15 protein-coding genes are annotated in these 21,137 nt (G+C 55.9%); 11 read left to right on the top strand and 4 right to left on the bottom strand.

The window, feature by feature from the left end; translation table 11 throughout:
• The first annotated feature begins 57 nt into the window (after positions 1-57).
• From rlmD to eno, 5 genes are all read left to right on the top strand, one after another.
• A complete protein-coding gene (gene rlmD / locus ACJTMZ_RS09655; protein ID WP_103270333.1) occupies positions 58-1,356 on the top strand; it encodes a 23S rRNA (uracil(1939)-C(5))-methyltransferase RlmD in 1,299 nt (432 codons plus the stop codon).
• A 51-nt stretch (positions 1,357-1,407) separates the two neighbouring features.
• Positions 1,408-3,639 (top strand): GTP diphosphokinase, encoded by a 2,232-nt coding sequence (gene relA, locus ACJTMZ_RS09650; RefSeq protein WP_003862722.1) that lies wholly within the window; start codon positions 1,408-1,410, stop codon positions 3,637-3,639.
• A gap of 67 nt (positions 3,640-3,706) precedes the next feature.
• Entirely contained in the window at positions 3,707-4,498 is a 792-nt protein-coding gene (mazG, locus tag ACJTMZ_RS09645) for a nucleoside triphosphate pyrophosphohydrolase (RefSeq protein WP_062938577.1), read from the top strand.
• A 223-nt stretch (positions 4,499-4,721) separates the two neighbouring features.
• Positions 4,722-6,359, top strand: a complete 1,638-nt coding sequence (pyrG, locus tag ACJTMZ_RS09640) for a glutamine hydrolyzing CTP synthase (RefSeq protein ID WP_003862718.1) — start codon at positions 4,722-4,724, stop codon at positions 6,357-6,359.
• 82 nt (positions 6,360-6,441) lie between these two features.
• On the top strand, positions 6,442-7,740 hold the full coding sequence (eno, locus tag ACJTMZ_RS09635) for a phosphopyruvate hydratase (RefSeq protein WP_006811784.1): 1,299 nt from the start codon (positions 6,442-6,444) through the stop codon (positions 7,738-7,740).
• Between the two features lie 52 nt (positions 7,741-7,792).
• Here eno and ACJTMZ_RS09630 read toward each other — a convergent pair whose 3' ends face one another.
• Positions 7,793-8,617: a MurR/RpiR family transcriptional regulator gene (locus ACJTMZ_RS09630; protein ID WP_015571725.1), complete on the bottom strand. Its 825-nt coding sequence runs from the start codon at positions 8,615-8,617 to the stop codon at positions 7,793-7,795.
• Between the two features lie 167 nt (positions 8,618-8,784).
• Between ACJTMZ_RS09630 and ACJTMZ_RS09625 the strand changes: the two genes are divergently transcribed.
• Genes ACJTMZ_RS09625 through queE form a run of 3 tightly spaced genes read left to right on the top strand, consistent with a single transcriptional unit; the run spans position 8,785 to position 11,777 of the window.
• Complete coding sequence (locus ACJTMZ_RS09625) at positions 8,785-10,344, top strand: maltose/glucose-specific PTS transporter subunit IIC (RefSeq protein WP_017382825.1); 1,560 nt, start codon at positions 8,785-8,787, stop codon at positions 10,342-10,344.
• A complete protein-coding gene (locus ACJTMZ_RS09620) occupies positions 10,344-11,051 on the top strand; it encodes an N-acetylmannosamine-6-phosphate 2-epimerase (RefSeq protein ID WP_017692753.1) in 708 nt (235 codons plus the stop codon). The genes ACJTMZ_RS09625 and ACJTMZ_RS09620 overlap by 1 nt, the downstream gene beginning before the upstream one ends.
• Before the next feature lie 54 nt (positions 11,052-11,105).
• A complete protein-coding gene (queE, locus tag ACJTMZ_RS09615; RefSeq protein WP_006811780.1) occupies positions 11,106-11,777 on the top strand; it encodes a 7-carboxy-7-deazaguanine synthase QueE in 672 nt (223 codons plus the stop codon).
• A gap of 17 nt (positions 11,778-11,794) precedes the next feature.
• On the opposite strand, the gene ACJTMZ_RS09610 is transcribed toward queE, so the two are convergent.
• Together ACJTMZ_RS09610 and ACJTMZ_RS09605 are read right to left on the bottom strand one after the other, a co-directional pair.
• Entirely contained in the window at positions 11,795-13,192 is a 1,398-nt protein-coding gene (locus ACJTMZ_RS09610; protein WP_045331240.1) for an MFS transporter, read from the bottom strand.
• 27 nt (positions 13,193-13,219) lie between these two features.
• A complete protein-coding gene (locus tag ACJTMZ_RS09605; protein WP_252010969.1) occupies positions 13,220-14,389 on the bottom strand; it encodes an amidohydrolase in 1,170 nt (389 codons plus the stop codon).
• Positions 14,390-14,560: 171 nt separating this feature from the next.
• On the opposite strand from ACJTMZ_RS09605, the gene ACJTMZ_RS09600 reads away from it, so the two are divergent.
• Positions 14,561-16,915: a helix-turn-helix domain-containing protein gene (locus ACJTMZ_RS09600; RefSeq protein WP_032654822.1), complete on the top strand. Its 2,355-nt coding sequence runs from the start codon at positions 14,561-14,563 to the stop codon at positions 16,913-16,915.
• On the opposite strand, the gene queD is transcribed toward ACJTMZ_RS09600, so the two are convergent.
• Complete coding sequence (queD, locus tag ACJTMZ_RS09595) at positions 16,900-17,265, bottom strand: 6-carboxytetrahydropterin synthase QueD (RefSeq protein ID WP_006811776.1); 366 nt, start codon at positions 17,263-17,265, stop codon at positions 16,900-16,902. The two genes, ACJTMZ_RS09600 and queD, sit on opposite strands and share 16 nt — an antisense overlap.
• Before the next feature lie 303 nt (positions 17,266-17,568).
• Here queD and cysJ point away from each other — a divergent pair, with 303 nt between their 5' ends.
• On the top strand, positions 17,569-19,374 hold the full coding sequence (gene cysJ, locus ACJTMZ_RS09590) for an NADPH-dependent assimilatory sulfite reductase flavoprotein subunit (protein WP_045141984.1): 1,806 nt from the start codon (positions 17,569-17,571) through the stop codon (positions 19,372-19,374).
• Positions 19,374-21,086, top strand: coding sequence for an assimilatory sulfite reductase (NADPH) hemoprotein subunit (gene cysI, locus ACJTMZ_RS09585; RefSeq protein ID WP_049133111.1), 1,713 nt, complete (start codon positions 19,374-19,376; stop codon positions 21,084-21,086). The genes cysJ and cysI overlap by 1 nt, the downstream gene beginning before the upstream one ends.
• Positions 21,087-21,137: the final 51 nt, after the last annotated feature.

The raw sequence follows: 21,137 nt of genomic DNA, 5'->3' as shown, positions 1-21,137 counted from the left end.
GGAGTTCCGTTATGGGACAATCAGGCTAATTATGTTTATTTGAGAACAATCTCGGCGATGGCGCAATTCTACTCTGCAAAACGACGCGTGACGACGCGTCAGATCATAACTGTTGAAGCCACGGACCTCGATCCTTTTGGACAGGGGGTGGCGCGTCATAAGGGTAAGACACTGTTTATCACAGGTTTGCTGCCAGGAGAACGCGCAGATATTACGCTGACGGAAGACAAACGTCAGTATGCGCGCGGTCAGGTCAAGCGCCGTCTTAATGATAGCCCGGAGCGCGTGACGCCTCGCTGCCCCCATTTTGGCGTCTGCGGTGGCTGCCAGCAACAGCATGCCAGCACAGAATTACAGCAAAAAAGTAAAAGCAGCGCGCTGGCCCGCCTGGTCGGACACGACGTGAATGACATCATTGCCGATCGGCCCTGGGGCTACCGTCGCCGCGCTCGCCTGAGCCTCAGCTACCAGTCCAAAACCGAGCGGCTGGAGATGGGTTTTCGCAAAGCCGGCTCCAGCGATATCGTCTCTGTCACGCAGTGCCCTGTTTTGGTGCCCCATCTTGAGGCGTTGCTCCCGGACGTGCACCACTGTCTTGCATCGCTGGATGGCGTGCGTTCGCTGGGCCATGTCGAACTGGTGCTGGCCAACAGTGGCCCGCTGATGGTACTGCGCCACACCGCGCCGCTGTCAAAGGCGGATCGCGAAAAACTGGAACGCTTTTCGCATTCTCATGAGCTTGCGCTTTTCCTCGCGCCGCAAAGCGAGATACTTGAGCAGGTCAGCGGAGAAGCGCCCTGGTATGCGTCAGACGGGCTACGCTTAACGTTCAGCCCGCGGGATTTTATCCAGGTTAACGACGGCGTGAACCAGCAGATGGTGGCGAACGCGCTGGCGTGGCTGGACGTACAGCCCACTGACCGGGTGCTCGATCTGTTCTGCGGTATGGGTAACTTTACCCTGCCGCTGGCCCGCAAAGCAGCAAGCGTGGTCGGGGTGGAAGGCGTTGAGGCGCTGGTGGTGAAAGGCCGGGAAAACGCCCAACAGAACGGCTTGCAAAATGTGACATTCTTTCATCAAAATCTTGAGGATGATGTTACTCAGCAACCGTGGGCTAAGCAGGGCTTTGATAAGATCCTGCTCGACCCGGCGCGCGCAGGTGCGCCGGGCGTGATGCAGCATATAATTAAACTCGCGCCTGAACGCGTGGTCTATGTTTCCTGTAACCCGGCGACGCTTGCCCGTGACAGCGAAGCATTATTGAGCGGGGGTTACCAGATTCGACGTCTGGCAATGCTGGACATGTTCCCGCACACTGGTCATCTGGAATCGATGGTGTTGTTCGAGCACATCTAATGAGTTTGGCTTGTCGACTTCGACAGGCCCTTGTCCCTAAAGGAGAGGACGATGGTTGCGGTAAGAAGTGCACATTTAAATAAAGCTGGTGAGTTTGACCCTCAAAAATGGATCGCAAGTCTGGGGATTTCCAGCCAGCAGTCGTGTGAACGCTTAACCGAAACCTGGGCCTATTGTTTACGCACAACGCAGGGGCATCCGGACGCTGAACTGCTGTTGTGGCGCGGCGTGGAGATGGTTGAAATTCTCTCCATGCTGAACATGGATATCGAAACGCTACAGGCCGCACTGCTGTTCCCCCTGGCGGACGCCGACGTGGTGACGGAAGACGTCCTGCGTGAAAGCGTCGGCCAGTCCGTCGTGGCGCTTATCCACGGCGTGCGTGACATGGCAGCCATTCGTCAGCTTAAAGCCGCGCAAACGGACTCTGTCTCTTCCGAGCAGGTGGATAACGTCCGTCGCATGCTGCTGGCGATGGTAGATGATTTCCGCTGCGTGGTGATCAAGCTGGCCGAACGGGTTGCCCATCTGCGTGAAGTGAAGGATGCGCCGGAAGACGAGCGCGTCCTGGCCGCTAAAGAGTGTACGAATATCTATGCGCCGCTGGCGAACCGTCTCGGTATCGGGCAACTGAAGTGGGAGCTGGAAGATTACTGCTTCCGCTATCTGCATCCGGCGGAATACAAACGCATTGCAAAATTGCTGCACGAACGCCGCATTGACCGCGAGCACTATATCGAGGAATTTGTCAGCGGGCTGCGCCAGTCGATGAAAGAGGAGAATGTGCGCGCCGAGGTCTACGGGCGTCCAAAGCACATCTACAGCATCTGGCGCAAAATGCAGAAGAAACATCTCGCCTTTGACGAGCTGTTTGACGTGCGCGCCGTACGTATCGTGGCGGAGCGTCTCCAGGACTGCTATGCCGCGCTGGGGATAGTGCATACTCACTTCCGCCATCTGCCGGATGAGTTTGATGACTACGTCGCCAACCCCAAACCAAACGGCTATCAGTCTATTCATACCGTGGTGCTCGGCCCTGGCGGCAAAACGGTGGAAATTCAGATCCGTACCAAACAGATGCACGAAGACGCCGAGCTGGGCGTGGCGGCGCACTGGAAATACAAAGAGGGTACCTCCGGCGGCGGTCGCTCCGGTCACGAGGACCGTATCGCCTGGCTGCGTAAGCTGATTGCGTGGCAGGAAGAGATGGCCGACTCCGGCGAAATGCTCGACGAAGTGCGCAGTCAGGTCTTCGACGATCGCGTCTACGTCTTTACCCCGAAAGGGGATGTTGTTGATTTGCCGGCAGGCTCCACGCCGCTCGATTTCGCCTACCACATCCACAGCGATGTGGGGCACCGTTGCATCGGGGCGAAGATCGGCGGACGTATCGTACCGTTTACCTACCAGCTCCAGATGGGCGATCAGATTGAAATCATCACCCAGAAGCAGCCAAACCCAAGCCGCGACTGGCTGAATCCGAACCTCGGTTACGTTACCACCAGCCGTGGGCGCTCTAAAATCCACGCCTGGTTCCGCAAGCAGGATCGTGACAAGAACATCCTTGCCGGTCGTCAGATCCTGGACGACGAGCTGGAACATATCGGGATAAGCCTGAAAGAGGCGGAGAAGTTCCTGCTGCCACGCTACAACTTCAACGAGCTCGACGAACTGTTAGCGGCGATTGGTGGCGGCGATATCCGCCTGAACCAGATGGTGAACTTCCTGCAAGCGCAGTTCAACAAGCCAAGCGCAGCGGAGCAGGATGCGGCAGCGCTGAAACAACTCCAGCAGAAAACCTACGCTCCGCAGCAGCGCAGCAAGGACAATGGCCGCGTGGTGGTTGAAGGGGTGGGTAACCTCATGCACCATATTGCCCGCTGCTGCCAGCCGATCCCGGGAGACGATATTGTCGGCTTTATCACCCAGGGGCGTGGGATCTCGATTCACCGCTCCGACTGCGATCAGCTTGCAGAGCTGCAATCGCATGCGCCGGAACGTATCGTGGAAGCCGTCTGGGGGGAGAGCTACTCGGCGGGTTACTCGCTGGTGGTGCGCGTCACTGCCAACGACCGCAGCGGCCTGCTGCGCGACATCACCACCATTCTCGCCAACGAGAAGGTCAACGTGCTGGGCGTTGCCAGCCGCAGCGATACCCGCGAGCAGCTTGCCACCATCGATATGACTATCGAAATCTATAACCTTCAGGTGCTGGGCCGCGTACTCGGCAAACTGAACCAGGTGCCGGATGTGATTGACGCGCGTCGTCTGCACGGCGGCTAAACATCCTCTTCTGTAGGCCGGGTAAGGCAACGCCGCCACCCGGCTCAGGCATTTAATGGAATCTGTTATGACTCAAATCGACCGCCTGCTTGGCATCATGAAACGCCTGCGCGACCCGGAAAACGGCTGCCCGTGGGATAAAGAGCAGACTTTCGCCACCATTGCGCCTTACACGCTGGAAGAGACCTACGAAGTGCTGGACGCGATTTCGCGCGAAGATTTCGACGACCTGCGCGGTGAGCTGGGCGACCTGCTGTTCCAGGTTGTGTTCTACGCGCAGATGGCGCAGGAAGAGGGGCGCTTTAACTTTGACGATATCTGCGCCGCTATCAGCGACAAGCTGGAGCGTCGTCATCCGCATATTTTTGGCGATGCCTCCGCAGGCAACAGTGCGGAAGTGCTGGCGCGCTGGGAGCAGATAAAAAGCGCCGAACGCGCTGGAAAATCCCAGCACTCGGCGCTGGACGACATTCCCCTGAACCTTCCCGCGCTGATGCGCGCGCACAAAATTCAAAAGCGCTGCTCGGCGGTAGGGTTTGACTGGAACTCTCTCGGCCCGGTGCTGGAAAAAGTGCACGAAGAGATCGACGAAGTGATGCATGAAGCGCAGCAGGCCGTTGTGGATGAAGCAAAGCTGGAAGAGGAGATGGGCGATCTGCTGTTTGCGACCGTCAACCTTTCGCGCCACCTCGGTGTAAAAGCGGAAACCGCCCTGCAAAAAGCAAACATTAAATTCGAACGACGCTTTCGCGAAGTTGAGCGGATTGTGGCCTCGCGCGGCCTGGAAATGAGCGGGATTGACCTCGACGCGATGGAAGAAGTCTGGCAGGAAGTAAAACGCCAGGAACATGATCTCTAACGAGATTTTGCGATCAAGCGCAATTTGTGTGATTTTTTAAATGACAAGCGCTTGATTTGCGTCAAAAACATTTACCCAAAAGGGGCTATTTTCTCACTCCTTATGTTTGTCATGGCCTGGAGTGGAGACGGAGAATGAAAGTTTGTGGCGCTCGTCGTGTTCGGGTATACTACTTTCCCGTCTTGGTTATTCCATCGTTTCACCCTAACTTCTCAGGTTCAGCATGACAACGAACTATATTTTTGTGACCGGCGGGGTCGTATCCTCTCTGGGTAAAGGCATTGCCGCAGCCTCCCTCGCAGCCATTCTTGAAGCCCGTGGCCTCAATGTGACCATGATGAAACTGGATCCGTACATCAACGTCGATCCTGGCACCATGAGCCCAACCCAACACGGGGAAGTGTTCGTTACTGAAGACGGCGCTGAAACCGATCTGGATCTTGGCCACTACGAGCGTTTCATCCGTACCAAAATGACCCGTCGTAACAACTTTACGACTGGCCGTATCTACTCTGACGTTCTGCGTAAAGAGCGCCGTGGTGACTACCTGGGCGCGACCGTGCAGGTCATCCCACACATCACTAACGCCATTAAAGAGCGTGTCCTTGCCGGTGGCGAAGGGCATGACGTTGTGCTGGTTGAAATCGGCGGTACCGTGGGGGATATCGAATCCCTGCCGTTCCTCGAAGCGATTCGTCAGCTGGCGGTAGATATTGGTCGTGAGCACGCGCTGTTCATGCACCTGACGCTGGTGCCTTACATGGCGGCAGCAGGTGAAGTGAAAACCAAACCGACTCAGCACTCTGTTAAAGAGCTGCTCTCCATCGGTATTCAGCCTGACATCCTGGTTTGCCGTTCCGATCGCGCGATTCCGGCGAACGAACGCGCGAAAATTGCATTGTTCTGTAACGTGCCTGAAAAAGCCGTTATTTCAATGAAAGATGTCGATTCCATTTATAAAATCCCGGGCCTGTTGAAATCACAGGGTCTGGACGATTATATTTGTAAACGATTCAGCTTGAACTGTCCGGAAGCTAACCTGTCTGAATGGGAGCAGGTGATTTACGAAGAAGCCAATCCGGGCGGCGAAGTGACTATCGGTATGGTCGGCAAGTACATCGAACTGCCGGATGCCTACAAGTCAGTTATCGAAGCGCTGAAACACGGTGGTCTGAAGAATCGCGTCTCTGTGAACATCAAGCTGATTGATTCACAGGATGTGGAGACGCGCGGCGTTGAAATTCTTAAAGATCTGGATGCTATCCTCATCCCTGGCGGCTTCGGCTACCGTGGTGTTGAAGGCAAGATCGCCACTGCACGCTATGCGCGTGAGAACAATATTCCATACCTCGGTATCTGCCTGGGTATGCAGGTTGCGCTGATTGAATTTGCGCGCAACGTAGCGGGAATGGAAAACGCGAACTCTACGGAATTTGTGCCAGACTGTAAGTACCCTGTTGTGGCGCTGATTACGGAATGGCGCGACGAAGACGGTAACGTCGAAGTCCGTACCGAGAAGAGCGATCTGGGTGGCACCATGCGTCTTGGCGCACAGGCCTGCCAGCTGTCCGACGATAGCGTGGTACGCAAGCTGTACGGCGAGCCGGTCATCACCGAGCGCCATCGTCACCGCTATGAAGTCAACAACATGTTGTTGAAACAAATTGAAGCTGCGGGTCTGCGTGTTGCGGGCCGTTCCGGGGATGATCAGTTAGTCGAGATCATCGAAGTGCCTAACCATCCGTGGTTCGTGGCCTGCCAATTCCACCCGGAATTTACTTCAACGCCGCGTGACGGGCATCCGCTGTTTGCAGGCTTCGTGAAAGCCGCCAGCGAGTACCAGAAGCGTCAGGCGAAGTAAAAAAAGTTAGAACGGCAACGCGTACCTTTGGTACGCGTTGTTTGTCTGGAGTTTTAGTTTAACTTGTACTGAGGAAAATCTAATGTCCAAAATCGTTAAAGTCATCGGTCGTGAAATCATCGACTCCCGTGGTAACCCGACCGTTGAAGCTGAAGTTCATCTGGAAGGTGGTTTCGTCGGTATGGCAGCGGCTCCATCAGGTGCTTCTACAGGTTCCCGCGAAGCGCTGGAACTGCGTGATGGCGACAAATCCCGTTTCATGGGCAAAGGCGTACTGAAAGCGGTTGGCGCTGTTAACGGTCCTATTGCTCAGGCTATCGTTGGCAAAGATGCTAAAGATCAGGCTGGCATCGACAAGATCATGATCGATCTGGACGGTACTGAAAACAAATCTAACTTCGGTGCGAACGCAATCCTGGCCGTTTCCCTGGCGAACGCCAAAGCGGCAGCGGCAGCTAAAGGCATGCCACTGTTCGAGCACATCGCTGAACTGAACGGCACCCCAGGCAAATACTCCATGCCTGTACCAATGATGAACATCATCAACGGTGGTGAGCACGCAGACAACAACGTTGATATTCAGGAATTCATGATTCAGCCAGTTGGCGCGAAGACCCTGAAAGAAGCGGTACGTATGGGTTCTGAAGTGTTCCACAACCTGGCTAAAGTTCTGAAAGCTAAAGGCATGAACACGGCTGTTGGTGACGAAGGCGGCTACGCGCCAAACCTGGGTTCTAACGCAGAAGCACTGGCTGTTATCGCTGAAGCAGTTAAAGCAGCAGGCTACGAGCTGGGCAAAGACATCACCCTGGCGATGGACTGCGCAGCATCTGAATTCTACAAAGACGGTAAATACGTTCTGGCTGGCGAAGGCAACAAAGCGTTCACCTCTGAAGAGTTCACCCACTTCCTGGAAGACCTGACCAAACAGTACCCAATCGTTTCTATCGAAGACGGTCTGGACGAGTCTGACTGGGATGGTTTCGCATACCAGACCAAAGTACTGGGCGACAAAATCCAGCTGGTTGGTGACGATCTGTTCGTAACCAACACCAAGATCCTGAAAGAAGGCATCGAGAAAGGCATCGTTAACTCCATCCTGATCAAATTCAACCAGATCGGTTCTCTGACCGAAACGCTGGCTGCGATCAAAATGGCGAAAGACGCTGGCTACACCGCGGTTATCTCTCACCGTTCTGGCGAAACTGAAGATGCTACCATCGCTGACCTGGCTGTTGGTACCGCTGCTGGCCAGATCAAAACCGGTTCTATGAGCCGTTCTGACCGTGTTGCTAAATACAACCAGCTGATTCGTATCGAAGAAGCGCTGGGCGAAAAAGCACCTTACAACGGTCGTAAAGAGATCAAAGGCCAGGCATAAGCCTGAACCTTCGTTCTTATGAAAAAACCCGCTTCGGCGGGTTTTTTGTTTTCTATAGCAGAAGCGGCAACGTGGCGCTTGCCGTTTGCTGGCTAACGTCACCGTAATGGCTGTCTACTGCAATAAGGGAAGTGGTTAGCAGTTCAACCAGTAGCATCACGCCAACCTTGGCGTTGAGCGCACCCGCGCTCAGCGGTCCCTCGGGTTTGGCTGCAACCAGCTGTAAATCGCTCAGGGAGGCCAGCGGGCTGCGAGGCGTATTGCTGAGTGCCAGTACCTTAACGCCCCTCTTGCGGGCGAGTTTCACCACGTGAAGCAGATCCCGTGTAGAGCCGGAACTTGAGATGGCCACCACCAGCGTCTCTTTCGAGAGCGTCGTCGCATTCATGGCGGCGCGATGCATATCGCTAAACAGCTGTGCAGGTTTGCCGAGTCGCAGCAGCTTGTAATGCAAATACTCCCCCAGAATCGCGCTGGCCGCCACTCCGTAAATTTGCACTGACTGCGCCTGATGCAGGGCCAGTGTCGCCTGTTCAAGCTGGGCCCGGTCGAGGAGTTTTGCGGTATCTTGCAGCGCCTGGACAGACTCATCCACCACGTTATCTATTGCATCTCCTGCCTGACGCTCCGGCAAACCCTGCTGAATATCCAGCGCAAGCGCCATTTTAAATTCGTTATATCCCTTACAGCCCAGCGTGCGGCAAAGGCGTGTGACGCTGGCCTCGCTGGTGCCGCTTTCACGCGCCAGCTCGGTGATCGTCAGGTAGAGCACCCTGGCAGGATCGTTGAGGACAAACTCCCCCAGTTTTTGTTGCGTTGGGCTGTACCCGGAAGCCTCCTGGCGTAGCTTCAGCAGCAGGTTTTCATGGTCCGACATGCTAGATCCTTAATGCGTTTCTCTGCCAACTAGTGTGGCGGAAAGCGGGGGAGAGATGCCAGTCATTTCGAAAAAGTATGATCGGTGTCCTGGTTTTTGGTGGTAATTTTCACAATTAAAAATATATATGGTAAAAATTTTCATCAATAACCAAGGGGGATAAAAAAATGATGCAAATGTTCAGCGGAGCGTCTTCCGGCGGATGGTTTGAAAAAGCGCAGCGCTTCGGCAAATCCTTTATGTTACCCATCGCCATACTGCCCGCAGCAGGTCTGTTGCTGGGGATCGGCGGGGCGCTATCGAATCCAAATACGCTTACTGCGTATCCATTTTTAGACGTTGGCTGGCTACAGGCCATCTTTACCATCATGAGCAGCGCAGGCTCGATTGTGTTTGCAAACCTGTCGGTACTGTTTGCTGTTGGGGTCGCCGTTGGGCTGGCGAAAAATGATAAAGGCACGGCAGGGCTGGCGGCGTTGCTTGCTTATCTGGTGATGAATGCCACTATCAATGCGCTGCTGATCCTGACCGGAAAACTGGCGCATGAGAACCCGGGCGCCGTAGGGCAGGGCATGACGCTGGGTATTCAGACGCTTGAAACGGGCGTGTTTGGTGGGGTAGTTATTGGGCTGGTGACCTGCGCACTGCATCATCGGTTTAATAAAATTGCGCTTCCGCAATTCCTGGGCTTTTTTGGCGGCTCACGCTTCGTTCCCATTATCAGCTCACTGGCGGCGATACTCGTCGGCGCGCTGATGACCGTGGTCTGGCCGCATTTTCAGAAGCTGATCTTTGGCCTCGGCGGGCTGGTGGATGCCACCGGCTATCTGGGGACTTTGCTGTACGGCTTCATCCTGCGCATGCTTGGCCCGTTTGGTTTGCACCACATCTTCTATCTTCCGTTCTGGACCACCGCGCTTGGCGGCAGTGAAATTGTTAACGGTCACCTGGTTGAGGGCACGCAGCGGATCTTCTTCGCCCAGCTCGCCGACCCGAACACGCAGCATTTCTATGAGGGCACGTCGCGCTTCATGTCCGGGCGCTTTATTACCATGATGTTTGGTCTGCTCGGCGCCTGCCTTGCGATGTACCACACGGCCAGGCCGGAGAACAAAAAGCGGGTTGCCGGGCTGCTGCTCTCTGCGGCATTAACCTCATTCCTGACGGGAATTACCGAGCCCATAGAGTTCTCATTCCTGTTTATTGCCCCGGTGCTGTACGTCATTCATGCGCTGTTTGACGGGCTGGCGTTCATGCTCGCGCACATGCTGCACATCACCATCGGACAAACATTCTCCGGCGGGTTTATTGATTTCGTGCTGTTCGGCATTTTGCAGGGGGAAGCGAAAACTAACTGGATGTTCGTCCCGCTGGTGGGCGTACCGTGGTTCTTCCTTTACTACTGTACCTTCCGCTATCTGATCAAACGTTTTGATTTTGCCACGCCGGGCCGTGAAAAGGAGGCGTTGGCTGACGAGGCTACCCTGCCGCAAAGCGAGCGCGCCGCGGCGGTGATCGCCGGGCTGGGAGGAAAAGACAATCTGGATGACGTTGACTGCTGCGCCACGCGCCTTCGCGTCACGGTGAAAGACGGTAGCAAAGTCAATGAATCTGCACTGAAAGCGACCGGCGCCCGCGGCGTAATCGTCCGCGGCAACGGGGTCCAGGTCATCTATGGCCCGCACGTCACCATTATCAAAAACGAAGTAGAAGAGATCTTATCGTAATGAAAACTGTACTGGATAACCTGAAAGGAAAACTGGTCGTCTCCTGCCAGGCGCTGGAAAACGAACCGCTGCACAGCCCGTTTATTATGTCGCGAATGGCGCTGGCGGCGGCCCAGGGCGGTGCCGCTGCGATCCGCGCCAATAGCGTGGTGGATATCGAGGCTATCAAAGGGCTGGTCTCACTGCCGGTAATCGGCATCATCAAACGAGACTATCCGGACAGCGAGGTGTTCATCACCGCAACGCTCAAAGAAGTGGATGAGTTGATGGCGGTCGGCCCGGAGATCGTTGCGCTGGATGCGACCGCCCGGAAACGGCCCGGTGGCGGATCGCTGGACATGCTGATCGCGCAGATCCGCACCCGTTACCCTTCGCTGCTGCTGATGGCGGATATTGCCACCGTGCAGGAGGCCGTGGCCGCGCAGGCGCTGGGGTTTGATTGCGTCGGAACCACCCTTTACGGTTATACGGCGGAGACTGCGGGCCATTCGCTACCGGAAAATGACTGCGCGTTTTTGAAAGAGGTGCTGTCTGCCGTCACGATCCCCGTGATTGCTGAAGGTAACGTGGATACGCCTGAACGCGCGGCCAGGTGTCTGGCGCTGGGGGCGCACACGGTTGTCGTCGGCGGGGCGATCACCCGACCACAGCAAATTACGGAACGGTTTATGGCGGCAATTGGCGCGCAAAGCACCGATGGAGCATGATCATCTGGCGGGGATCTGCGATACTTATCGTTTATCCCCTTAACAGAGTTGACTATGCAGTACCCGATTAACGAGATGTTCCAGACCCTGCAAGGCGAGGGTTACTTTACCGGCGTTCCCGCTATCTTTATTCGTTTACAGGGATGCCCGGTTGGCTGCGCCTGGTGTGATACCAAACATACGTGGGATAAGCTCGCAGATCGGGAAGTGTCGCTGTTCAGCATTCTGGCGAAAACCAAAGAGAGCGATAAATGGGGCGCGGGCAGCGCGGAAGATCTGCTTGCCATTATTGGTCGTCAGGGCTGGACGGCGCGGCATGTGGTGATCACCGGCGGGGAACCCTGCATTCACGATCTGATGCCGCTCACCGAACTGCTCGAGAAGAACGGCTATAGCTGTCAGATCGAAACCAGCGGCACCCATGAAGTGCGCTGCTCCCATTCAACGTGGGTCACGGTTTCACCAAAAGTGAATATGCGCGGCGGGTATGACGTACTGTCGCAGGCGCTTGAGCGTGCTGATGAGATCAAACATCCGGTGGGGCGCGTGCGTGACATCGAAGCGCTGGATGAACTGCTGGCGACGCTGACGGACGAAAAGCAGCGCGTGATCGCGCTACAGCCTATCAGCCAGAAAGACGATGCGACCCGTCTGTGCATTGAAACCTGTATCGCCCGCAACTGGCGGCTGTCGATGCAGACGCACAAATATCTGAACATTGCCTGATACTTTTGTGGCCCCGCTTAACGCGGGGCTTTTGTTGTTGGCAGTAAAGCCCAGGTCACGACTGCCGACCCAAGGCAAATCGCACTGTTGAAAAGCAAGGCATACTGCGCGGCACTGGCCGTTCCCATCGGCAGCCATAGCGCGTACAGCGATGCGGTGACCGCGATACCCATTGCGCCGCCCAGGGAACTGCCCATCTTATAGATCCCAGAAGCCACCCCCACTTTGTTTTCAGGGGCATTCATTACCGCCGTGTCCGTTGAGGGCGTGGCGTAACATCCGAGCCCCAGCCCAAATAAAATATTGCTCAGAAAAACGGTAACAATGTAGACCTCTTTGCTTAAGAAGGTGCATGAAATCAGCGAAATACCTGTTGCGGTCAGCAGCGGGCCGGTCATCATCGGCAGCCTGGCGCCATAGCGCTGAAGCAGTTTTTCACCCACCCGGATCATCGCCAGTACGGTAACCAGATACCCCAGCGTCATCATGCCGGTCTGTAGCGGTGACAGATGATGGCCCTGCTGCAACCAGATGCTGGCGATCATCATGGTGCCAATGCAGCCGTTGAGCAGGAAATTTGAGAATACCGAGGCGCTATAGGCCCGGTTTTTAAACAGGGCGAAATCGATCAGCGCCGCATCGCCTTTCCGCCGCCCGGTAACGATAAAGCACATCAGTGCAATCACGGCTCCACACAGTACAAGAAGCGATAAACTGCTGCTCCAGCCCCAGCTGTGTCCTTTGCTGATAAACAGATTGAACAGCACCAGCATAAGGACAAAACTCACCAGGCCGCTGATATCCAGTTTGTGTCGACACGCATCAGGGCTGCGGCTTTCCGGCGTGGCGCGGATAAGCAATAGCGCGACCAGAGCCACCACCATCGACAGAATAAAAATCCAGCGCCAGCCCAGCGTGGTGGCGATGGCGCCTCCCACAAACGAGCTCAGGCCACTCCCGCCCCATGAACCGATAACCCAGAAACTAATTGCGCGCTGGCGTGCTTTACCTTCATACCAGGTTTTAATCAGCGCCAGCGTGGCGGGCATAATGCAGGCCGCTGATAGCCCCTGTATCGCTCGTCCCAACAGAAACAGGACGGGCTCCCATGAAATGAACAGCAGACCACTCCCGATCATGCTCAGGATCAGGCCAATCATGGTCAGGCGCATGCGCCCATACTTATCGGCAAACCCACCGCAGGCGACGACAAAACAGCCGCTGAACAACGCGCTCAGGCTGACGGCCAGCGTAAGGGTTTCGAGGGCAATATCGAGGCTATTCTGCATGGCCGGAACCACGTTGATAACCGACTGGGCAAACAGCCAGAATGTCAGAACGCTCATGACGATACCCGCCAGCAGCCGATCGTTACCGGCGTAGGCGGATGCGCCTGTCAGGGAAACGGTACTCATAGTGCAGCCCTCCCGGGAAGGTGCGAATCAGCGCAGATAGTGTTCGGTCAGTGCGGCCCACAGCGCCGCGCCGGTGAGGAGAATGTTGTCGTTAAAGTCGTAGCCCGGGTTATGTACCATGCAGCGGTCAGGCTCATCCCCGGCGCCAAGCGTGAAATAGCATCCATTGGGATTTTTCTCGAGCATGAAAGCAAAGTCCTCGCTGCCCATAAACGCATTGACCTCCGCGACGGCATCCTGACCGAACAGATCGGTGGCGACGCTGCGCACCATCTCGTTGGCTTGCGGATTGTTTTTCAGCACCGGGCTGCCGTTAATGTGTCGAATGGTGGCCGTCGCATTGAAACTTTCCGCCTGTGCAACGGCGATATCATGGATACGCTGTAGCACGGTTTGCCGCACGCGTTCATCCAGCGTGCGTACGGTAAGTTTCATCAACACTTTGTCGTTGATAATGTTAGGGGCGTGCCCGGCCTGAATGCTGCCTACGGTAACGATGGCTGGCTGGAAGGGGGTAATGTTGCGCGAAACAATGGACTGCAACGCGATAGTGATATGACAGGCAACCAGGGTGGCGTCAACGGTATGTTCTGGCACCGCGCCGTGACCACCCACGCCGTTAACCTCAATATGAAGGGTGTCGGAAGAGGCCATCATGGCGCCATCGCGCAGACCAATTTTTCCGAGGGGCTGTGACGGCATATTGTGTAGACCAAAGATGTGGTCGCAGGGGAACAGGTCAAACAAACCGTCCTCTACCATAACGCGTCCGCCATACAGAAGTTCTTCCGCGGGCTGAAAAATAAGGTGCAGCGTGCCGTTAAAATTACGGGTGCGTGCCAGGTACTCCGCTGCATACAGGAGCGTTGTGGTGTGGCCGTCATGACCGCAGCCGTGGAATTTACCCTCAACGGTACTGCTCCACGCCTTGCCGTTGTTTTCCTGCATTGGCAGCGCATCCATATCGGCGCGCAGGCCCAGGCGCTTATGCCCGTTACCCACCTTCAGTGTGCCGACCACACCGGTTTTCGCCAGGCCGCGATGAACCTCATATCCCCATTCCTGAAGCAGCGCTGCAACGCGATCGCTCGTGTTGTGCTCCTCAAAACCAATTTCAGGATGCTGATGAAAATAGTGACGTAATTCAGTGAACCGGGCTTCGTTGCCACGCAGAGCTTCGATAATGGGATGTGTCATTTTTGTTATCCTTTTTCTGCCAAACGATGATAATTTCGAGTCTATGACGATCGTCCCGCCTGAAAATGCATTTTTTTGTTGTAAAGCGACGGCTTTATTTTGATTGTTTTTCATACAATTCAGTTATGACAAAAAAGATCAGGTCATTTTTTGTCTTTGGTGAGGGGTAAGATGGCGCAACGGGGAGATGAGTTTTGGATAGAGATTCAGGACATTCGCCACTGCGTGGAGGATGAAGGCGATACGCTAACGTTGCTCTGGGTGCTGGAAGGGCGGGCAGAGCTGAACACCGATGTGGGACGTGACATCCTGGAGGCCAATACCCTTGCTATCATCAACCGTCATCGGCGCTGGCAGTTCACGAGCGAAACGGCAAATGTCACTCTGCGCGTAACCCTTTCCGGGCGCTGGGTCGTCCAGCTCTGCAATGATTTTTTTGCCCATGATTATGCTGTACCGGCAGAAGCCGGAGGCGTCTGGCCCCAATGCGATGCGCTTCGCGATCTGCTGCGCCAGCTTCTTGTGGTCACCCTCATCAACGACCCGCACCGCTACCGGCTGGAGGCGTACCGCTGGCTGAGCGAGATATTGCTGTTGCTGACCAGCCGCTTTCAACAGCCTGCCCGTATGCTGTCCCGGGAACTTTCCTCAGCGCACAGCAAACGCATCGCCCGGGTGATAGAGCGGATCAATGCCAGTTATTCCCGCCGTATTACGCTTGCGGAAATCGCCGCGAGTGAATATGTCTCTGAAGCCTGGCTCTCTCGTCTCTTTCGCAAGGAGGTGGGGATCAGTTTCATGCAGTACATCACCCACCTGCGGCTGGAAAAGGCGGCCGACGCTCTCAGGCTGACGAACCGACCGCTGCACCAGATTGCGCTTGAGCAGGGTTTCGCCAGCACGCGTATGATGAGCGATCGGTTCAGGCGTGTTCACAATATGTCTCCGGGTGAGTTTCGTAAGGCCCGGCGCCAGCACCCGGAGGCGGCACGTATTCGGACGGACAGGCGTGAGCAGCGCTATCCGGTCGCCGTGGACAAGCTGTTTAGCCTGCTCAATGAACCGGTGGCGCGCGGTTGGGGAGCCTCGCCGCTCATCGTTCATCCGCAGCAGGAGCAGAGCCTGGATCTTGAGCAGCTCAATCCTCTTTCTGCCTCGCTGCGCCGTATGCGGGTGGTCATTACCCTGCGTGAGCTCGACGATTTGCTGCGTGAGGACGTTCGACAAAATCTGGAGGCGATAAATGAGGCCATTCCCATTGAGGGAATTGATATCGCCGAACCTTTTCTCAGCAGTCGTCTGTTTGCCACCGGGTGGGATGACCCCCAGATGGCGGGCTACGCCTGCTGGTACAATCTGCATCAGCTCTTCACCTGGCTGGCAAAAAAGCAGTGGACGGTGCTACTGCACACCGGCGTAACGACCCGTCGCGATCTTCTGACCCGTTTTTTACAACAGTCGGTTAATCATTTTTCGCCAGAGATCACCGCGGGCTGGCACTTCGTCATGCACTGGTCAACACAGGCAAGTGAGGAGACCCGGGAGCAGGTCTGGCTGGCCCAGCAAAAGGCAATACGAACTTATCTTCCGCAGGCAAAGTTTGGTTTATGGCACCGATTTGCCCCCGTCAGCGCGGGCGTAAGCGACGATACCCTGTTCAGTTCAGCCATCCTGATGCAGGCCGATTTTCTTGCCTGTTCGGCCGATGCCAATGAGCTTCTCGATCCCGCGCAACTGGGGGCAACCCCTCTCTCCTCAACGGAAAATTATCCGATACTGAAGGTCCGCCAGATCCTCGCTGCCCTTCGCTTGCGTAAATGTTCGCTTCCCGTCTGGCTTCTCTCCTGGAATACCCTCACCGGCAACACGCGGGCGACAAACGGCTGGTTTTTTCGTGGGGCGTTGCTGATGCAGAACCTGCTCGGACTTTCGGAGCAGGTCTGGCTGGCGGGATTCTGGCTCAATTCGGGCCTTCAGGGAGAAGCCCGTGCAAACAACACCATCGATACCTCAAGCCTGGCGCTACAGTATAACCATGGTCTGCCGCGTCCGGTTTATTGGGTACTCTGGCTCTGGCAACGTCTGCGGGGCGAGGTGCTGGTCAATGATAAGCGTGTCCTGCTTACGCGCCATCTCAATGGTTATCAGCTGTTGCTGCGTAATGTGGTGGTTTTTAATCCGCTGCTTTCCAGTGAAGAAGCATTCATCCAGCGTTTTCGCCAGCAGTATCATTTACACCTGAAGGGAATGTGCGGTAAATGGCGAATTAAATGTCATCTGTTTGATCAGCACAACGGCGCGCTCTATCCGTTACTTGAAGGGGTTGGCAGCGAAAGCGGCCCTGATGAAGAGATGTGGCGCTGGATAGCGCATAAAGCGCGTCCAACGCTTTCCGTACGCGATGAACGCCTTTATGACGGCTGGCAACTGAGTGAATCACTGGAGAGTAATGCGCTGGTGCTCTACGAGTTTACGCCGCTCGTGCCTCGTGAGGCCGCAACGGAGGAGATTCACTCCCCGCGGTAGACGCAGCCTGCCGTGCAGGTCTCTTTGATCATCACCGCGCTCAGCAGCGGCACCAGCGGTTTCATCTGATCCCAAATCCATTTCGCCAGCACTTCGCTGGTCGGGTTTTCAAGGCCCGGAATATCATTCAGGTAGTAGTGATCGAGACGATCGTAGGTCGGCTTAAACGCAGCCTTCAGTTCGGCAAAGTCCATGATCCAGCCCGTATGGGGATCGACTTCACCGGTGATTTCAAGACGCACCATAAACGAGTGTCCATGCAGGCGGCCACATTTGTGCCCGGCAGGAACGTGTGGAAGGTGGTGTGCGGCTTCGAAGGTGAAATCTTTAAACAGTGTGGTGGACATCATAGCTCTCAGGAATGCGGAAAAAACCGCCGCATAGTACCGGAAAGCACAATTTTTATCATTAACTAAAACGGCTTTGAACGGTCACCGCCTCGTATTCATGGTGTTTATCGGCCTTTATTGTTTTATTTCAGATAGTTATTTAATCGCTTTTATCGTTAAGAACGATAACTAAAACAGGTTAGTCCATTTGGTTATTTATTATTTCCATCCCTTCTTTAATTGTTATTATCCCCGCCGTTAACCTTATCTTCAGTTTGGATTTATTCGCTTAAAGTCCGCTTTGCTACTGGAACATAACGACGCATGACAACACAGGCCCCACCTTCAAATTTGCTTCCCCTTAACCCGGAGCAACTGGCGCGCCTCCAGGCCGCGACTTCCGATTTTTCACCCACCCAGCTCGCCTGGGTCTCCGGCTATTTCTGGGGAATGCTCAATCAGCAGCCGGGTGCTGTGGCTGGCGTCCCGCCAACGGCCGTTGAAATTCCTGCCATCACGCTTATCTCCGCTTCGCAAACGGGTAATGCCCGTCGTGTGGCCGAAGCGCTGCGTGATGACCTGCTCGCCGCGAAGTTGAACGTCAACCTGGTCAACGCCGGGGATTATAAATTCAAACAGATCGCGTCAGAAAAACTGTTGGTGGTGGTGGCGTCAACGCAGGGGGAAGGTGAGCCTGCGGAAGAAGCCGTCGCGCTGCATAAGTTCCTGTTCTCGAAAAAAGCGCCCAGGCTGGAGGGCACCGCCTTTGCCGTCTTCGGCCTCGGTGATACGTCCTATGAATTTTTCTGCCAGTCCGGTAAAGACTTCGACAGCAAGCTGGCGGAGCTGGGTGCAGAGCGCCTGCTGGATCGCGTAGACGCTGATGTCGAATACCAGGCCGCCGCCGCCGAATGGCGGACGCGCATCGTTGAGGTGCTGAAGGCCCGCGTCCCGAAAGAGACGCCAGCGCAAGCCGCCGTTACCGCAGCGGGCACCGTCAACGAAATCCACACCAGCCCTTACACGAAAGAGGCGCCGCTGACGGCGAGCCTGTCGGTAAACCAGAAAATCACGGGCCGTGATTCGGAAAAAGACGTGCGCCATATCGAAATCGATCTCGGTGACTCCGGCCTGCGTTATCAGCCTGGCGATGCGCTGGGCGTCTGGTATCAGAACGATCCGGCGCTGGTGAAAGAGCTGGTCGAGCTGCTGTGGCTGAAAGGCACGGAGCCGGTCCAGGTGGAAGGTAAAACCTTACCGCTCTCTGAGGCGCTTCAGTGGCATTTCGAGCTGACGGTGAACACCGCCAATATCGTTGAAAACTACGCCACCTTAACGCGCAGCGAGTCCCTTCTGCCGCTGGTGGGGGACAAGACGAAGTTACAGCATTACGCCGCGACGACGCCGATTGTCGACATGGTGCGTTTCTCCCCGGCACAGCTGGATGCCGACGCGCTGATCGGCCTGCTGCGTCCGCTGACGCCGCGTCTTTACTCCATCGCCTCTTCACAGGCGGAAGTGGAAAACGAAGTCCACATCACCGTTGGCGTGGTGCGTTACGACATCGAAGGCCGCGCGCGGGCGGGCGGGGCGTCGGGCTTCCTGGCCGACCGCGTGGAAGAAGAGGGCGAGGTGCGCGTCTTTATCGAACACAACGACAACTTCCGCCTGCCGGCAAACCCGGAAACGCCGGTGATCATGATTGGCCCGGGCACCGGCATCGCACCGTTCCGCGCCTTTATGCAGCAGCGTGCAGCGGACGAGGCGCCGGGTAAAAACTGGCTGTTCTTCGGCAACCCGCATTTTACTGAAGATTTCCTCTACCAGGTTGAATGGCAGCGCTACGTCAAAGAGGGCGTGCTGACCCGCATCGATCTGGCCTGGTCCCGCGATCAGAAAGAAAAAGTATACGTACAAGACAAACTGCGCGAACAGGGCGCAGAGCTGTGGCGCTGGATCAATGACGGCGCCCACATTTATGTCTGCGGCGACGCCAATCGCATGGCGAAAGACGTTGAGCAGGCACTGCTGGAAGTGATTGCCGAATTCGGCGGTATGGATGCCGAAACGGCGGATGAATTTTTAAGTGAGCTGCGCGTAGAGCGCCGTTATCAGCGAGATGTCTACTAATGAGCGAAAAACATCCTGGCCCACTGGTGGTCGAAGGCAAACTGTCTGATGCCGAGCGCATGAAGGTAGAGAGCAACTACCTGCGCGGTACCATTGCCGAAGATTTAAATGACGGCCTGACCGGCGGTTTCAAAGGCGACAACTTCCTGCTGATCCGTTTCCACGGTATGTACCAGCAGGACGACCGCGATATCCGCGCCGAACGTGCCGAACAGAAGCTGGAGCCGCGTCATGCGATGCTGCTGCGCTGCCGCCTGCCGGGTGGCATCATCACCACCAAACAGTGGCAGGCGATCGACAAGTTTGCCGGTGAAAACACGATTTACGGCAGCATCCGTCTGACTAACCGTCAGACCTTCCAGTTCCACGGCATTCTGAAGAAAAACGTCAAGCCGGTGCACCAGATGCTGCACTCCGTGGGGCTGGACGCGCTGGCGACCGCCAACGACATGAACCGTAACGTGCTTTGCACCTCGAACCCGTATGAGTCCGAGCTGCACGCCGAAGCGTACGAGTGGGCGAAGAAGATCTCCGAGCACCTGCTGCCACGCACGCGTGCCTATGCGGAGATCTGGCTCGATCAGGAGAAAGTCGCGACCACGGACGAAGAGCCGATCCTCGGTCAGACCTACCTGCCGCGCAAATTCAAGACCACGGTGGTTATCCCGCCGCAGAACGATATCGACCTGCACGCCAACGACATGAACTTCGTGGCGATTGCCGAAAATGGCAAGCTGGTCGGCTTTAACCTGCTGGTGGGCGGCGGTTTGTCCATCGAGCATGGGAACAAGAAAACCTACGCCCGCACCGCGAGCGAGTTCGGCTTCCTGCCGCTGGAGCACACGCTGGCCGTGGCTGAGGCGGTGGTTACTACCCAGCGCGACTGGGGCAACCGTACCGACCGTAAAAACGCGAAAACCAAATACACCCTGGAGCGTGTAGGCGTCGAGACGTTCAAAGAAGAAGTGGAGCGTCGCGCGGGGATCAAGTTTGAGCCGATCCGCCCTTACGAATTCACCGGTCGCGGCGATCGCATTGGCTGGGTGAAAGGTATCGATAATAAATGGCACCTGACGCTGTTTATTGAAAACGGTCGTATTCTGGATTATCCGGGCCGCCCGCTGAAAACCGGTCTGCTGGAAATTGCTAAGATCCATAAAGGCGAGTTCCGCATTACCGCCAACCAGAACCTGATTATTGCCGGCGTGCCGGAAAGCCAGAAGGCGAAGATCGAGAAGCTGGCGCGCGATCATGGGTTGATGAATGCGGTTAAACCGCAGCGTGAAAACTCGATGGCCTGCGTGTCGTTCCCGACCTGCCCGCTGGCGATGGCCGAAGCGGAACGTTTCCTGCCGTCCTTCACTGATAAAGTGGAAGCGATTCTGGAAAAACACGGTATTCCGGACGAGCATATTGTTATGCGCGTGACGGGCTGTCCGAACGGCTGCGGTCGCGCGATGCTGGCCGAACTCGGTCTGGTAGGGAAAGCGCCGGGTCGCTATAACCTGCACCTGGGCGGTAACCGTATCGGGACGCGTATTCCGCGTATGTTCCGCGAGAACATCACCGAGCCGGAAATTCTCGATTCCCTCGACGTGCTTATCGGACGCTGGGCGAAAGAGCGCGAAGCAGATGAAGGCTTCGGCGACTTTACGGTACGTGCGGGCATCATTCGCCCGGTGCTCGATCCCGCAAGGGATTTCTGGGAATAACATCCCGGCGGTTTCACCGCTTTTGTAGGCCGGGCAAACGCAGTGCCGCCC

This window comes from Enterobacter sp. DN (assembly GCF_046054285.1).
Lineage (GTDB): Bacteria > Pseudomonadota > Gammaproteobacteria > Enterobacterales > Enterobacteriaceae > Enterobacter > Enterobacter hormaechei_C.
This window is presented reverse-complemented; position numbering and strand designations above follow the sequence as displayed.

Coding starts and splice junctions, on each gene's coding strand:
- ACJTMZ_RS09625 (WP_017382825.1), top strand. CDS start 8,785: ATGATGCAAATGTTCAGCGGAGCGTCTTCCGGCGGATGGTTTGAAAAA.
- ACJTMZ_RS09620 (WP_017692753.1), top strand. CDS start 10,344: ATGAAAACTGTACTGGATAACCTGAAAGGAAAACTGGTCGTCTCCTGC.
- eno (WP_006811784.1), top strand. CDS start 6,442: ATGTCCAAAATCGTTAAAGTCATCGGTCGTGAAATCATCGACTCCCGT.
- ACJTMZ_RS09610 (WP_045331240.1), bottom strand. CDS start 13,192: ATGAGTACCGTTTCCCTGACAGGCGCATCCGCCTACGCCGGTAACGAT.
- relA (WP_003862722.1), top strand. CDS start 1,408: ATGGTTGCGGTAAGAAGTGCACATTTAAATAAAGCTGGTGAGTTTGAC.
- rlmD (WP_103270333.1), top strand. CDS start 58: ATGGCGCAATTCTACTCTGCAAAACGACGCGTGACGACGCGTCAGATC.
- ACJTMZ_RS09600 (WP_032654822.1), top strand. CDS start 14,561: ATGGCGCAACGGGGAGATGAGTTTTGGATAGAGATTCAGGACATTCGC.
- pyrG (WP_003862718.1), top strand. CDS start 4,722: ATGACAACGAACTATATTTTTGTGACCGGCGGGGTCGTATCCTCTCTG.
- mazG (WP_062938577.1), top strand. CDS start 3,707: ATGACTCAAATCGACCGCCTGCTTGGCATCATGAAACGCCTGCGCGAC.
- queD (WP_006811776.1), bottom strand. CDS start 17,265: ATGATGTCCACCACACTGTTTAAAGATTTCACCTTCGAAGCCGCACAC.
- cysJ (WP_045141984.1), top strand. CDS start 17,569: ATGACAACACAGGCCCCACCTTCAAATTTGCTTCCCCTTAACCCGGAG.
- cysI (WP_049133111.1), top strand. CDS start 19,374: ATGAGCGAAAAACATCCTGGCCCACTGGTGGTCGAAGGCAAACTGTCT.
- queE (WP_006811780.1), top strand. CDS start 11,106: ATGCAGTACCCGATTAACGAGATGTTCCAGACCCTGCAAGGCGAGGGT.
- ACJTMZ_RS09605 (WP_252010969.1), bottom strand. CDS start 14,389: ATGACACATCCCATTATCGAAGCTCTGCGTGGCAACGAAGCCCGGTTC.
- ACJTMZ_RS09630 (WP_015571725.1), bottom strand. CDS start 8,617: ATGTCGGACCATGAAAACCTGCTGCTGAAGCTACGCCAGGAGGCTTCC.